The organism is Priestia taiwanensis (assembly GCF_014638355.1).
Lineage (GTDB): Bacteria > Bacillota > Bacilli > Bacillales > Bacillaceae_G > Priestia_D > Priestia_D taiwanensis.
Genome location: NZ_BMFK01000001.1, coordinates 919947 through 934774, shown reverse-complemented (window position 1 = coordinate 934774; position 14828 = coordinate 919947). Strand labels below are relative to the sequence as shown.

Annotated in this window: 15 protein-coding genes; 14 read left to right on the top strand and 1 reads right to left on the bottom strand. The window is 35.7% G+C overall.

What is annotated here, in order from left to right; translation table 11 throughout:
• Positions 1–116 precede the first annotated feature (116 nt).
• The 11 genes from IEV41_RS04980 to IEV41_RS04930 all read left to right on the top strand — a co-directional run bounded on the left by IEV41_RS04980 (position 117) and on the right by IEV41_RS04930 (position 11175).
• The gene (locus tag IEV41_RS04980; protein WP_188387321.1) at positions 117–875 is read left to right on the top strand and encodes an N-acetylmuramoyl-L-alanine amidase family protein; all 759 of its coding nucleotides are present in this window, start codon (positions 117–119) and stop codon (positions 873–875) included.
• Between the two features lie 303 nt (positions 876–1178).
• A complete protein-coding gene (locus IEV41_RS04975) occupies positions 1179–2156 on the top strand; it encodes an agmatine deiminase family protein (protein WP_188387320.1) in 978 nt (325 codons plus the stop codon).
• A gap of 76 nt (positions 2157–2232) precedes the next feature.
• Entirely contained in the window at positions 2233–3057 is an 825-nt protein-coding gene (locus IEV41_RS04970) for a MerR family transcriptional regulator (RefSeq protein WP_188387319.1), read from the top strand.
• A 79-nt stretch (positions 3058–3136) separates the two neighbouring features.
• A complete protein-coding gene (locus tag IEV41_RS04965; protein ID WP_188387318.1) occupies positions 3137–4891 on the top strand; it encodes an amidohydrolase in 1755 nt (584 codons plus the stop codon).
• 134 nt (positions 4892–5025) lie between these two features.
• The gene (locus IEV41_RS04960; RefSeq protein ID WP_188387317.1) at positions 5026–6072 is read left to right on the top strand and encodes an agmatine deiminase family protein; all 1047 of its coding nucleotides are present in this window, start codon (positions 5026–5028) and stop codon (positions 6070–6072) included.
• A gap of 255 nt (positions 6073–6327) precedes the next feature.
• Entirely contained in the window at positions 6328–7182 is an 855-nt protein-coding gene (locus IEV41_RS04955; protein ID WP_188387316.1) for a polysaccharide deacetylase family protein, read from the top strand.
• Positions 7183–7389: 207 nt separating this feature from the next.
• Positions 7390–7944 carry a class I SAM-dependent methyltransferase gene (locus IEV41_RS04950; protein WP_188387315.1) on the top strand — a complete coding sequence of 185 codons (555 nt, stop codon included), beginning with the start codon at positions 7390–7392 and terminating at the stop codon, positions 7942–7944.
• A gap of 11 nt (positions 7945–7955) precedes the next feature.
• A complete protein-coding gene (locus IEV41_RS04945) occupies positions 7956–8522 on the top strand; it encodes a histidine phosphatase family protein (protein WP_188387314.1) in 567 nt (188 codons plus the stop codon).
• Complete coding sequence (locus IEV41_RS04940) at positions 8513–8950, top strand: NUDIX hydrolase (RefSeq protein ID WP_188387313.1); 438 nt, start codon at positions 8513–8515, stop codon at positions 8948–8950. The genes IEV41_RS04945 and IEV41_RS04940 overlap by 10 nt, the downstream gene beginning before the upstream one ends.
• A 41-nt stretch (positions 8951–8991) precedes the next feature.
• Positions 8992–9369 carry a DUF4440 domain-containing protein gene (locus IEV41_RS04935; RefSeq protein WP_188387312.1) on the top strand — a complete coding sequence of 126 codons (378 nt, stop codon included), beginning with the start codon at positions 8992–8994 and terminating at the stop codon, positions 9367–9369.
• Positions 9370–9720: 351 nt separating this feature from the next.
• Positions 9721–11175 (top strand): Msr family ABC-F type ribosomal protection protein, encoded by a 1455-nt coding sequence (locus tag IEV41_RS04930; protein ID WP_188387311.1) that lies wholly within the window; start codon positions 9721–9723, stop codon positions 11173–11175.
• Positions 11176–11304: 129 nt separating this feature from the next.
• On the opposite strand, the gene IEV41_RS04925 is transcribed toward IEV41_RS04930, so the two are convergent.
• Positions 11305–12081, bottom strand: a complete 777-nt coding sequence (locus tag IEV41_RS04925) for a DUF1836 domain-containing protein (protein WP_188387310.1) — start codon at positions 12079–12081, stop codon at positions 11305–11307.
• Positions 12082–12679: 598 nt separating this feature from the next.
• On the opposite strand from IEV41_RS04925, the gene IEV41_RS04920 reads away from it, so the two are divergent.
• From IEV41_RS04920 to IEV41_RS04910, 3 genes are all read left to right on the top strand, one after another.
• The gene (locus tag IEV41_RS04920) at positions 12680–13105 is read left to right on the top strand and encodes a hypothetical protein (protein WP_188387309.1); all 426 of its coding nucleotides are present in this window, start codon (positions 12680–12682) and stop codon (positions 13103–13105) included.
• On the top strand, positions 13093–13386 hold the full coding sequence (locus IEV41_RS04915) for a YxcD family protein (protein ID WP_188387308.1): 294 nt from the start codon (positions 13093–13095) through the stop codon (positions 13384–13386). Before IEV41_RS04920 ends, IEV41_RS04915 begins: the two co-directional genes overlap by 13 nt.
• Positions 13387–13527: 141 nt before the next feature.
• The gene (locus IEV41_RS04910; RefSeq protein WP_188387307.1) at positions 13528–14709 is read left to right on the top strand and encodes a chromate transporter; all 1182 of its coding nucleotides are present in this window, start codon (positions 13528–13530) and stop codon (positions 14707–14709) included.
• Positions 14710–14828: the final 119 nt, after the last annotated feature.

The window sequence follows — 14828 nt, the reverse complement described above, 5'->3', positions numbered from 1 at the left end:
CTACACGTTTTTGTTTTCTTTAAATTATTTCGATTTCATCTGCATTTTATATTTATCGTGCTTCATTAACATAGTCCCTATACAACTGCTAGCTAATCGTATAGGGGGCGTGAAAAATGAAAAGAGTAGTAGCTGTTTTATTCGTTATCGTATTCGTGCTTATTGTAGGTACAGTACTATTGGAGGGGCAAGCATCTGATGATAGAAATGCCGGGAATATATCATCTAATAAGAATTCAAATAGTATATCGCCAAGAAAGGAATCTCATAACATTGAAAAAAAAAGCGATGTATTATTAGAAGGAAAAACAATTGCGATAGACCCTGGCCACGGTGGGAGAGATGGAGGGACGACAGGATTAGTGCATGGGACAAATGAAAAAGAGCTTAATTTAAAAGTAGCCAAAAATATTAGGGACGAGTTACAAGTAAAAACAGGTGCGAAAGTAATTTTGACAAGGGAAGATAATAATAGTTTACTTGGAGGAACGAATCCAAAAGCAGAATTACAAGCTCGCATAGACTTAGCTAAGGGACACGACGCAGATCTTTTCATTAGCATCCACCATGATGCATTTGAAGATAAGACTGTACATGGAATAACAACTCATTATGGGAAAAACAAATCGATGTCAGATAAGAAATTAGCGGAATGTATTCAAAACGCAATTTTCAAACAAGATGTGAAGACACGAGATCGTGGAGTTAAAGAAAGTGATTATATGGTATTGAGAGAAAGCACTGTACCAGCTGTATTACTTGAATTAGGTTTTACTTCGAATGCAGATGATGAAAAACGAATGAATTCAGCATCCTTTCAAGATAAATCTAAGAAAGGAATTGTGGAAGGTATTATTGAATACTTCGAGTCTTAAAACTAACTCAGAATAAACACCTCTTTCGAATTTATATCGTAGGAAGAGGTGTTTTTTATTTATTTCTCTCTTAAGCTATTTATGGGGGACATGCATCTGTTCATCCAAATTTTTTTCTAATCCTGTCAAGAGTGAATTTTTCGCTTAACCACGGCTTTATATTTTTTATATAAATATATAAAATTTCTTCGTGCTATAATCCAGTCATGAAATGTGCACGTTTCAAAAAGTCTATAGTCATAAGGGAATTGAGGAAGACTTATATGTAACTTGATGACCTGTGAGGTTAGGAAGAGAAATAATATGAAACAAATAAACAATGGAATCATTTTCACTGCATTACCAAATAAATCAAATAACTACTATCGACCGTTTTATCAAGATATTCTTTACTTTAATGAGAGTCTGAATAAGAATAAAGGATTAACTGATGACCATAACGCCTTAGCAGTGGATGAATACTCTTTTGATACAAACCCTTTTGAGTATGATGATATTTGGTTGAGAGATGTTGCGCCAGTTGCAACAACTCACCTCGTTAAATTTAAGTATCAACCAGATTACTTACCTAAAAGTCAAAGTAGATACTTGCACCAACAATTCAATAAATGGTTGAATAAACATCATTTTAACTATACGACGTCTCCGCTAATACTAGATGGTGGAAATCTTATTTGGAATAGAAAAGATACTGTTATCGTAACGGATCGTGTACTTGATGATAATTTTAAGTGGACAAAAAAAGAAATCATCGAGCAAATGAAATGGGATTTAGATGTAAGACGTGTCATTATCATTCCTGCCGAACCAGGAGATGTACTTGGACATGCGGACGGTATGATTAAGTTTATTGATGAACATACGATGTTTATTAGTGATTTTTTAGGAGACAAGAAATTTAGGCATCGTGTTCAAGAAATTATTCGAGCGCAAATGCCGGAAGCGAAGTTTATCATTGTTCCTTCTTCTTATACGGAAGTAGGACAATATGACAAAGAGATAGCATCCGCTAAAGGGTTATATATAAATATGTTAGAAACAGACGATACACTCTATGTACCTAAGTTTGGGTTACCTACAGATCAAGAAGTGTTCCGATATATTCAAAAACATACGGATAAACACGTGATTCAAGTTCATGTAGGAGAGTTATCTACGATGGGGGGAGCAATTAATTGCTTAACATGGTATTGTCCTGCCCATTTGCTTCCTCATGAATTTAAAAGAAAGAGTAGCAAACAAAGTAAATTTTCTATCTTGGATTTCTTTAACTGGAAGTAATACAGGTAGTGTTGCTCACCTTCATCATTGTTATGAAGGTGAGCGTTGTAAATATAGTTAATTAAGGAGTATGTATATGTACACTATTACTGAATTTTCACGGATTTGTAAAATGAGCACTCGTATGTTGAGGCATTACGACAAAGAAGAAATTTTGAAACCAGCATATGTAGACCCTATAAATGGATATAGATATTACGAACAAGGTCAGTTGGAAATGGCACTACGGGTTAAGAAACTAAGAGAATATAAATTTCCTCTCCCGAAAATCAAACTCATTCTTCATTCATCCGATCAAGATACATTTATCGGGCATATGCAAGCACAAATTATAGAGTTATCGCATGAAGTGAAGCAGAACTTGCAAATTATTTCTGAGATGACGGAGATACTACATACGAATACGGAGTTAATTCCAAAACAACATAGAGCTTACGATATATTAAGTGGAATGAGAAATGAAGCAACTGTAATCACTCAACGATTCAAAATGAATATTCATGATATGGACATTCATTTTGAGTCCTTATATAAAAAAGTTCAAGAGAATGCCTTTCAAATAATAGGTTCTCCAGTTGCCATTTTTCACGATGAAGAGTATATTCCTAACGAAAGTGATATTGAATTAATAATTCCAATCATTTATGAAAACAATGAATGTACATCACAAGAGTGGAAGATGAAGACGGTAGCGAAACACCAAGTTGTTACGACTTTACACTACGGGAATTATGATTCTATTGGTTACGGTTATATAGCATTAGAAGAATGGATTGAAAAGAATGGCTATCTTGTAGATACTCCGCCGTACGAAGTGTATATAAAGGGATCTGAATGTAATTGCTCAGTAGACGAGTATGTAACGCAAATTTGTTTTCCGGTTATCAACATAGAACAATAATACTAGTTGACCTTGACACTATGTTAACGCTTATTCTATCTTCACGGGCAATTTAACTTATATAGAAGGAGCAAAAAACATGAAAAGATTTCCCTTAAAAGCAATAATGTCTATTTTTACGATTTTCAGTATGATCGTAGTTTCAGCATGCACGCCTACAGTAGGGGGCGCTAAACAAAACAGTACAGTCCCTGTTAATGAATTATCAGAAGATGTCGTGTTTAAGAATGGCACAATTTATACGTCTAATGAAAAACAAGATATGGTAGAAGCTATAGCAATAAAAGATGGGAAAATTACATTTGTTGGTTCCAACAAAGATGTAGAAAAATTTATCAATAAAGGCACCCAAGTCATCGACTTAAAAGGTAATCTTGTTCTTCCTGGTTTTATAGATAATCATAATCACTTATTTGAAGCGAAATCACCAGCAGCGGGGAACTGTGAGGTATCACCAGATGATTCGTTACAAGATCAACGTTCGTATTTAAAGGATTGCCAGAAAGGTGTAAAAGCAGGAGAGTGGATTAGCGGTACAGGATTTAGCTTAGAGAATTTATTGAAAGATATGGACAAACCATCAGAAGATCAAACTCCATTGCAACTCTTGGATGAGATGTTCCCAAATAATCCTGTTGTAATCATGGAAAGAACCGCACACTCTGTATGGGTTAACTCGAAAGCACTTGAGCTAACTGGACTGAATAAAGGTGCGAAAGATCCACAAGGTGGAAGAATTATTATGGATCCAGAAACAGGAGAACCTTTTGGAATTCTTTATGATGCAGCTGGCGATATTGTGATGGAAAAAGCATGGAGCGCACAACCAGATCTATTTAAGAAAAATTACGAAGGTTTACTGGATGGTTTAGATGAAGTTGCAAAGAATGGGATTACGACAGTTGGTGACGGTCGTCTCTATTGGAAACGAGGTTGGTTAGACGTTTGGGACAAAGTATATGATGAAGGGAAGCTAACATCGCGCGTAGTGCTTCGTCCCTGGGTATATCCGAACGTAAATGAAGCAGAACAACTGGAATATTTCAACAAAATTAAGCATGATGATTTATCGTCTCGAATGCTTATTAATCAAGTGAAAATGTATAGCGATGGAATTAGTATTAATAGTACAGCAAAAACCTTAGATAAATATAAATTTGAGTGGTTCCCAGGAAATCCGTATGGGTTGAACTATATTCCAGAAGAAAAAATGAAATGGTGGTTAGCAGAGCTTAATAAAATTGGCTACGGGGCATTTATTCATACAATTGGGGATGCTGGCGTAAGAGAGAGTTTGAATGCGATTGAAGCAACAAAGAAAGCTGGATCGACTCGTCCATATACACTTACTCACGTAGAAATGGTGGAAGATAGCGATATTAAGCGCTTTGCTACTTTAGGCGTTAGTGCGGATTTCCAAGTAGGTCATGATTTTGCAGAGGATCCTAATCAAGGCTGGGCAAGCGAATACTTTTCAAATAATCAAATGAAGCGCATGATGCCGTTAGGAAAGGTTTGGAAAACAGGAGCAAATGTATCGCTTAGCAGTGACTGGGATGTTAACGAACTTAACCCACTAGTTACGATTTCGAATGCATTAAGCCTTGGTGAGAAAGGTTTACCTGATGTGTATGCAGCTATTGATGCTTATACAATCAAACCAGCCAAATCATTAGGTCTTGACAAGATAACAGGCTCCATTGAAGTTGGCAAATCGGCTGATATTGTAGTCCTAGATGATGATATCACGGAGATGAAAGAAGAAAAAATTCCGAATGCTAAAGTGTTAATGACCATTTTACAAGGAGAAGTAGTTTACTCTAGGGGGAAATAGTTAGACTTGCGAGGAATGTGTTCTGTATGATACAGAGTACATTCCTTTTTATTTGTTTTCTCGAGATTTTGGTTGACCTTGACATAGTGTCAACATCTAGAATGGACTTACAGTCGTAGAAGGGGGAAATATGTATGGGAAGTACAGAAAATATTAAGTTTCATATGCCGGCAGAATGGGAAGAACATGAAGGGACTTGGCTTCAATGGCCTCATGATAAAACCCATAGAGGCGAAGGATACAAAGCCAAATTAAATGACATTTGGGTATCAATGGCGAAGGAGCTTCATTACGGAGAAAATGTGCATATTGTTGTATGTGATAATGAAGAAAAAGAATATGTTCAATTAAGGTTAAAGGAAGAGAAGGTAGATTTAACGAAGATTGATTTCTTGATTCACGAAGCAGACGATGTGTGGATACGAGATAATGGTCCTATTTTTGTGAAAGATAAAGAAGGGAATCTAACATTAACACATTGGATTTTCAATGGTTGGGGGGATAAATATCCTCATGCAAATGATATCATCGTTCCAAATAAAATCAGTGAGAATTATAAGATTTCAAAAGTGGACGTAGATATTTGTCTAGAAGGTGGAGGAATAGAAGTAAACGGTCAAGGTACGTTAATGGCTGCGAAATCTTCTATTATAAATGAGAACCGCAACCCGACGCTTAGTCAGGAAGAAATTGAGCGTGCGTTAACCAAATATTTAGGCGTAACGAACTTTATATGGATAACTGGCTTACGCGGAGAAGATAACTATGATGAAGATACGGATTTTCATATTGACGGTGCAGCACGTTTCACCAATGAGAATACAATTCTCTATGAGTACGATCCATTTGGAGAAAGTGAAGCATACCTTTTAGAAGCACATGAAAAGCATTATCAAGAATTACAACAAGCAAGAAATACGGATGGAAAACCATTTCAACTTATTCCAGTACCGTTAACGCGAAAAGATGTTAAAGAAGCAGGTTGTAAAGGTTCATATTTGAATTTTTATATCGGAAACGAAGTTGTATTAGTTCCTGTATATGATGATGAACATGACAAGTTAGCATTACAAATTATTGAAGGGCAATTTCCAGGGAGGAGAATTGTCGGTATTAATGTAAGTAAATTATATGCATACGGTGGTATGATTCATTGCGTGACACAACAGCATATTAAGTAGACTAACATTCTAGTAATTGTTCGTGAAATATTCGTGAAAAAGCCTTGATTATTATATAAAATAATCAGGGTTTTTATTAGTTTCTCAGGCTGTTTTTCCAGTATCTATATCATTCAAGCCAGAAATGATCGTTTTTTGTGTGAGGATAATGTATTCTTCAATTAATTTCGACGCTATCTGCATTTCATCTTTATATCTTTCTATTAACTTATTAATTGTCTAAAAGATAAAAGAGGAAGGGAATAGGAAGGACATATGAGGGTGAATAAATCTAAAAAGAAGCAGAAGTTGTTTAGTTTTCTCATTGTATTATGCTTTGTGTTAGTTGCTGCATTTGTAACACCTCTTTTAGTGGAAACGTTTACAGAGACAGTTACGAAAGAAAGTGCTGAAGCAACGACAGAAATAGTAGAAGAAAAGAATCAAACGAAGGGCACAGAAGATACGTCAAATGAACAAGAAAGAACAAATAATAATACAACTACTGCAGGACAAAGTGGGAAAGTAGTGTATTTAACATTTGATGATGGACCAAGTTCGTTAACAGGTCGATTTCTAGATATATTGAAGGAACATGGTGCTAAAGCTACATTTTTTATGCAAGGAAGTAATCTGAAGAATCCAGGTTATCATGAAAACGTAAAGCGAGTAGTAGAAGAGGGGCATTATCTAGGTGCCCATAGCATGACACATGATAGTCGTAAATTATATACGAATAAGCAATTCGTACCTGAAATGGTAGAAGCAATAGACTTGATTCGGAATATTACAAATACGAACCCTAAGCTAGTTCGTGCACCTTATGGTACGGCACCAGGTTTAAAGAACAAAGAAATTCGTAATCAAACTGCTGAAGCTGGATTGAAAGTTTGGGATTGGACGTTAGATACGGAAGATTGGAGATTAAGAGGTAAACCAGATAAAGTTATCCAAAAGGTCAAAGAAGCTCCAATAAGAAACGTCGAAGTAGTTCTAATGCATGAACAGTCTCAAACATTAGAAGCACTGCCGGCAATTATTAATTACTACAAAGAAAAAGGTTATCAGTTTGTCGCATACAATGAAAATAAGCATTTCAGCCTTAACTTCCAAAATGACGAGCGCTTATAAAATACAGTTAAAATTTGATGTACCGTATTTAATTTATTATGAGACCCATTTATTTGTTCTATTAGATAAAGCAATAAAATCCTTCCTTTGATTGATATCAAAGGAAGGATTTTTGTATATCACAAAAAAACACCTGGTAATTAGTTGAATTTTAAGAAAAATGGTAAAATTATCTAGAGTTCAATAAAAAGGAAGGATGAAATTACTGTGTTTACGAAAAAAGATATCAAAATTGTTATTGGTGCCGGCGGTTATAACAACAATCCAACATGGATACAAACAGAGGAAACAGAACTTGATTTATTAAAACGAGATGACTGGGAAGGAAAGTTTGAACCTAATACAATAACTGCTATTTTAGCGGAACATGTATGGGAGCATTTAACCTACAAAAAGGGTGTAGAAGCAGCCAAAGTTTGCTATGAATTTTTGAAACCAGGTGGCTATATACGTTGTGCTGTACCAGATGCTTTTTTCCGAGATGAAGCATACCAGAACATGGTACAAATAGGTGGGCCAGGACCAGCGGATCACCCAGCAGCTAGTCATAAAATCGTTCATAACATTCATACGATTACATCGATGTTTGAAGAGGCAGGATTCCATGTGAATGCACTAGAATATTGTGATGAGGACGGACAGTTTCATTACAATGAATGGGACGAGAAAGCCGGGCTTATTTACCGTTCGAAGAGATTTGATCAACGAAATCAAGATGGAAAGTTAGTTTTTGTTTCACTAATTGTCGATGCGGTTAAATAGGAGGGATATAAATGAAACGATTTATCCTTATAAGACATTGCCAAGCAACAGGACAAGAAATAGAGGCACCATTAACAAATAAAGGAGAAAGACAAGCTCTTTTGTTAAAAGATTATTTATTAGCTAGTGAGTATCACATTGACAAAATTGTCTCTAGTCACTATAAAAGGGCAATTGAGTCGATTGAGCCATTCGCCAAACACATTGATACACTAATACATATAGATGAACGATTAGGAGAACGTGTATTATCCGATACTTCTCTTAATAATTGGCAGGAACTATTAGCACAGACATTTATCGATTTAGACCTTTCCTTTCATGGTGGCGAATCTTCGCGAGAAACAATGGAGAGAGCTGTTGCGGTGATACAAGAAGAGAAGACTAGTTCAGCAGAGACTATTCTTCTTGTTACACATGGGAATCTTCTGACATTGTTGTTAAAGTATTTCGATAATCGATTCGGTTATGAAGAATGGAGTAAATTAAGCAATCCCGATATATATGAAGTTTGTATAGCGACAGATGGACAAGCTACGATTTCATGTTTATGGAAGGAGGTACCTGAATGTATGTAATAAATGTAGATGCAGCTATTCACCATGAAGGAAAGTGGTTAATTATTAGACGAAGTACGAAAGAAGAACATGCGGGTGGCTTGCTGTCATTAGTTGGAGGTACGGTTGAAAAACAAGGTAACACAATGAATCTTTTAGAAGAAACGGTAAAGCGAGAAGTGTATGAAGAAGTTGGTGTACTTGTTCATGATGATATGCAATATATTCATAACACCACGTTCATAACAGATAGAGGAGAACATGTCCTAAACGTTATTTTTCTTTGTACATATAAAGAAGGAAAAGCATACGTGAAGGCAGTAGACGAAGTAGATGCTGTACACTGGATGACAATAGATGAGATTTTGTCTCATCCAAAATCGCCACCGTGGTTATTTGATAGCATGAAGCATGTATATAAACATATGGAGAGAGCAATTTGTTCTTGAGGTGATACGTAGGTATCGATTAATGAGAGGAGGTAGAAAATATGCATCCTATTCAAGAAGTATTAACAGGTTATTTCAAAGCATGGAATGAGGGATTTATAACGAAAGATGCAAGTACTATTCGCAACTATATGTCTGAAAAATTCGTTGGTTATTGGTCACATGCGAACCTCGATAAACCTGAAGAGTATGGCTATCATTACGACATTGCGAGTGTCTTGCGAGAATATAATGATGCAGAGAAAAGTTTTGAGATATTCTCTAGTGTTGCACGAAAAAGTGAAGAAGAATATATTGTAGTAGGAAGAGAAGTGAATACAATTAACGGAGAAGCATATGCTGCGCAGTTTATGTTCATATGGAGAAAAGAGGAAGCTACGTGGAAACTCCTGAGAGAGTATATTGAACTTGAAAGATAGTTACTATTGACAGCTATAGAAGGAAAAAGATAGAATGAGAGAAATAATCAAAAGGAGCGGTGAAGATGGCATTTCTACAAGTATATTGATTCCTATAGGCATATATCGTAAAAACCACTCATGTAGAGGGGCTATTTGCTATGTGTACAGGATAGATATATTGTAGAATCTTCATCATTCTACGGGATATTTATACAGTTTTTTTGTACACAGAGCAATCTGTGTATTTTTTATTTGGAGGTATAAGTATGATGACATTGCTATTCTATTGATACGAGCTTTGAACGATAAATAAGCTCGTATCGATCCCTAGCTATCGATACGAAATCACATATTTCGGAGGTAGCGAACATGGAAAAAGTTTGTTTTGAATTAGAAAATATTGAAGTGAGTTATTTAGATAAAGAAGTAATGAAAATTGAACGATTAGCGGTACATCAATTTGATCGGATTGGCATTGTTGGGAAGAATGGTGCGGGGAAAAGTACGTTATTACAATTACTAGCTGATAAATTGAAGCCGACAAGTGGGAAAGTGCATCAATATGTCGAACCAGGTTATTTCGAACAATTAGCTGTATCTACTAGGAATGAAGCAGATATTGCATTACTTAGCAGATTAGCTGTACCAACAAATACCGATTCGTTAAGTGGTGGTGAACAAACAAGGTTGAAGCTTGCACAGCTCTTTTCATATTATCATGAAGCGCTGTTAATAGATGAACCAACGACCCACTTAGATGGTGAAGGCATTACCTTTTTACGTGAAGAATTAACGTATTATTACGGAGCACTTCTGTTAATTAGTCATGACCGTATCTTATTAGATGAACTCGTGACGACAATTTGGGAAGTGCGTGATGGAGAAGTCCATGTATATAAAGGGAATTATAGTGAGTACATCGCTCAGAAACAATTAGAACGAGAACAACAACAAGAAGGTCATGAACGTTTCTTAAAAGAAAAGAATCGTCTTGAACGGGCAGCAGCAGATAAAATGAAAAAGGCAAGAAAAGTTGCTCAAGCCGGAAGCATGTCGAAAAAGGAATCGAAATCATTGGCGAATCGAATGATCGAGACAAAATCAAAAGGAACAAGTCAAAAAGCATTGCACCGTGCAGCGAAAGCAATTGAACAGCGTATGGCGAAGCTTGAAGAAGTAGAAGCCGTTTGCAATGAAAGACATATTGTATTTCGACAATCAGAAGTATTAGCAATGCATAATAAGTTTCCGCTTATGGCCGAACAATTGAAACTCGAAATAAATGACAGAGTGTTAGTGGAAGATGTTAATTTTCAATTTCCACTAGGTAAGACGATAGCTGTTATTGGAGCGAACGGAATTGGAAAAAGTACGTTATTGCGCCACATTGCGCATAATGGTTCTAATTTAATCATCTCACCCAAAGCGAAAATCGGTTATTTCCGGCAAATGAGTTATCACTTTTCTAGTGATGAGACAGTTCTAGAATTTGTGAAGAGTCGTTCTGATTATGAAGAAGTCTTTTTAAGAACCGTGTTACACTCAATGCAGTTTGTTGGTACAGATTTACTCAAAAGTGTTCATTCACTTAGTGGTGGAGAGGCAATTCGTCTTCAATTATGCCTGTTGTTTTTAGGAGAATACAATATTTTATTATTAGATGAACCAACGAATTTCTTAGATATTCATGCGATTGAAGCGTTGGAGCGATTTATGAAGGGATATAAAGGAACAATTGTATTTGTATCTCATGACAGAGCGTTTATTCAAAATGTCGCAGACTTACAGTACCGTATTCATGAGAAGAATATGATACAAGTCTAGAGGAAGAGTGGTAGTATATTTCCCTCAAATCATGCACGGAAAGAAGTAATAGACAGTGAAAGACTTATTAATGAAAAAATGATTAAATAGTAAAAGAGCTCAGATTGTATTCTGAGCTCTTTTTATACATTATTCACTTTTCTTTGGTGTTACGTATAGTTGCTGTAAGAACAACGTTGCAGATACATATCGTTTTGCTAATCGTTGTACGTATGCTGTGTGTACGGATAATGTTGCAATAATAATTACATTGCGAATTGCTTCACGCTGTTCCGTGCTAGCTTGCTCGAAGTTAGCTGCAAGCGCGTCTGCACGTTCTTTAATAATTTCTTCAATTGCATGAATTGTGTCTGTCGATTGTAACGATGTAATTTCTTTGCTGTTTAGTTCTTCAAATAGTGAAGAGTACGTAGCGTATAGGTGCACAGGGTTAATTAAATCGTCATTGCGGTCTGCCGGATCGTTAACAATTAATGCTAACAATTTACGGATAGATTCAAAATCAAGCGCAGTTTTTAAGTCTTCTACAATAAATAAAATAGCGATTTGTTCAATCGAATATTTTTTTCCACGTTGCGGTGAACCAACCATTTCTTTAATATCTCTTTTTACCCAGTTTTGCATAGCGGTAATCGAGAAATTTGTATTTTCAATTTGATTTCCAAGTGCAACAATTTCATTTAGAGAGAAGCCTAAGTCTGGTTCCTCAATTTTAATAATTTTTTCAAAGATAGGTGCTAGTGCAGTTGTAATAAAAGCAGTAACACTTTGACCACTTTCAATGTCTTTTTGATGTGATTTAGCCCACACCTCTTGTAAAATTGTTAACGGCTTCTTCTCGCTCCATCCTTTAAGCGATAGAAGGAGCATGGACATTTCGTTTCGAGTGAGATGAAATGTTTCCATATGTTCACCTCCAAAAAAGTTCTTATGAACTAATCATATGCATTGTCGGTTGTGAAGTCAAATGAATTATTAGTTTTTTTATTAGAAATATAGACGTCTAGCACTAATATTGACTATTGTGTGAATAAAATGTTATTTAGACTTTATATATCATATGAGTAGAAGATACACGGAGGAAGTCTATACACATTGGTGAATCGTTTTACTTCATAAGATATAGTTAATTATTTCCTATTTAAATGTTTTTTATAAAGATATTCATCGGGACATATAAGATGTCAAGTTAGACGATATATGATTTAGTTAAATTAAGGGGTATTATAATAGAATTAATATATTAAGAGTGCATTGGAGTTTGAAAAGAAATAACTATCTATATCTTAAAAAAAATAAACAGAAGAAACAGCTTATGTTATAGGCTATTTCTTCTGTTTATTATCGTTGAGTTCATATGAACAGCTTTTTTATTAAAAAAAGAAACTATTACTTGCTTTTTTACAAAAAAGTTCATATAATAGGTTCATAAGAACTAATTGTTAGAACAAAATATAGAACCTAGCAACCAATTAAACTAGTAAAAGAGGAGAATGAAACGATTATGTTTAAGAAAATTATGGTAATATGTACAGCTTTTATGTTAGTATTCGCAACAGTATCATTTGTATCAGTAGGTACAGTTGACGCGAAAAGCTACAAATCAGGTAAAAAATCATATGATTCAAAACCAAAGCAAAACAATTCAAATGTAAATAAAAAAGAAGATAGCAACGTAAATGCAAAGAAAACAACGCCTGAGACAACAAAAAGCAGCAAAGGTGGATTCATGAAAGGTATGCTTCTTGGTGGACTTGGTGGTTTATTATTAGGAAGTTTATTCTCTGGCATGGGTATGTTTGGTGAAATTTTAGCATTTATGGTGAACGCTTTACTGATGGCAGGTATCGTTCTAATTGCTATTCGTATTTTCAAACACTTCAAAAACAAGCGTAAGAAAAAGGTGGAAGAAGCAGCATGGAAACAATAAAAATTTCTGAACAAGAAATCATTAACGCTCTTTGTGTCTACACCGCGGATAAGCGTCAAGTAACACCGCAAGAAGTAGATGTAGAATTAATGTATGATGACGAATATGGCTTCTCGGCAGAAGTAGAAGTTGATGGCCGTACACAAGTTTTAATCAAAATTAATTATATTGAAGCAATTCGTTTATGGCTTGATTCAGAATACAACATTGATCCATTTGCGGCACGCATTGAGCTAAAGTTAGATGACGAAGAAGGAATTATCGCAATCGCGAAAGTTTAATAGTTTTCTATAAAAAGCTGTTAAGACAAGAGACGTCTTAACAGCTTTTTTACATGATCCATATACATGAGTAGAAGAGCACATGATATAATAAAAGCCGTTTTTCTACATCATATACACAATAATGAAAGGGTTGGTGGGATGAAGAAACCTACATATGCAACATTATGGGAAATACTACTCGTTTCTATGCGTCTTGGCTGTACATCATTTGGTGGTCCAGTTGCGCACCTAGGGTATTTCTATGAAGAATATGTTCGAAAAAGAAAATGGATGGATGAGAAAAGCTATGTCGATCTTGTAGCACTTTGTCAGTTCTTACCTGGCCCAGCTAGTAGTCAAGTTGGTATTGGGATTGGTGTGATGAGAGGCGGCCTGCTAGGGGGGATTTTAGCATTTATTGGTTTTACCCTTCCTTCTGTTATTGCACTTATATTATTTGCATTATTACTACAAGGATTCGGAATTGGCGAAGCTAGTTGGATTCATGGATTGAAAATTGTTGCGGTTGCAATTGTAGCGCATGCAATTGTTGGTATGGCGGAGAAACTAGCGCCCGATTTACAACGAAAGTCACTTGTACTTTTTGCTTTAGTCGGAACATTAGTATGGCAAACAGCTTTTACACAAGTAGGTGTTATCTTAATAGCTGGGGCCGTTGGGTATCTATTATATAAGAATATAGAAAGCAAAGAAGAAGCATCTTTCCATTTTCCATTATCAAAACGATTTGGAGCTACTTGTTTAGCATTATTTTTCGGACTACTACTTGCATTGCCTATTATAAGAGAAATTACTTCGCTTGAATGGGTGACAATGTTCGATAGTTTCTATCGTGCAGGTTCGTTAGTATTCGGTGGGGGGCATGTTGTTCTTCCGTTATTAGAACGAGAATTTGTTCCGACAGGGTGGTTAAGTGAAGAAGTATTCCTAGCGGGGTATGGTGCAACGCAAGCTATGCCAGGTCCACTATTTACATTTGCTGCGTATATTGGAGCGATTATTAACGGATGGCAAGGTGCGTTAATTGCGACTATTGCTATTTTCTTACCAGCATTTTTATTGATTCTTGGTGCTTTACCATTTTGGGATAAACTAAGACGCAATCGTAACATTAAAGGTGCCTTTATGGGGGTTAATGCAGCAGTTGTTGGTATTTTAATCGCCGCATTTTATGATCCTATTTGGACGAGTGCGATTTTAACTCCTGTTGATTTTGCTTTTGCTGCTATTTTATTCAGTATGTTAATGTACTGGAAAGTAGCTCCTTGGATCGTTGTTGTTACAGGAGTTATTGGTGGGGTACTTTTAGGGCTACTTTAACGTATTCCCCCTGTTGGTCACACGTTTTTAAATACTTCATCTAGCTTGTCCGAGACTGTGCGTTGCATTTCTAGCAATACGTAACTGTACGTATTAAGCATTATACCAAACATAAACAA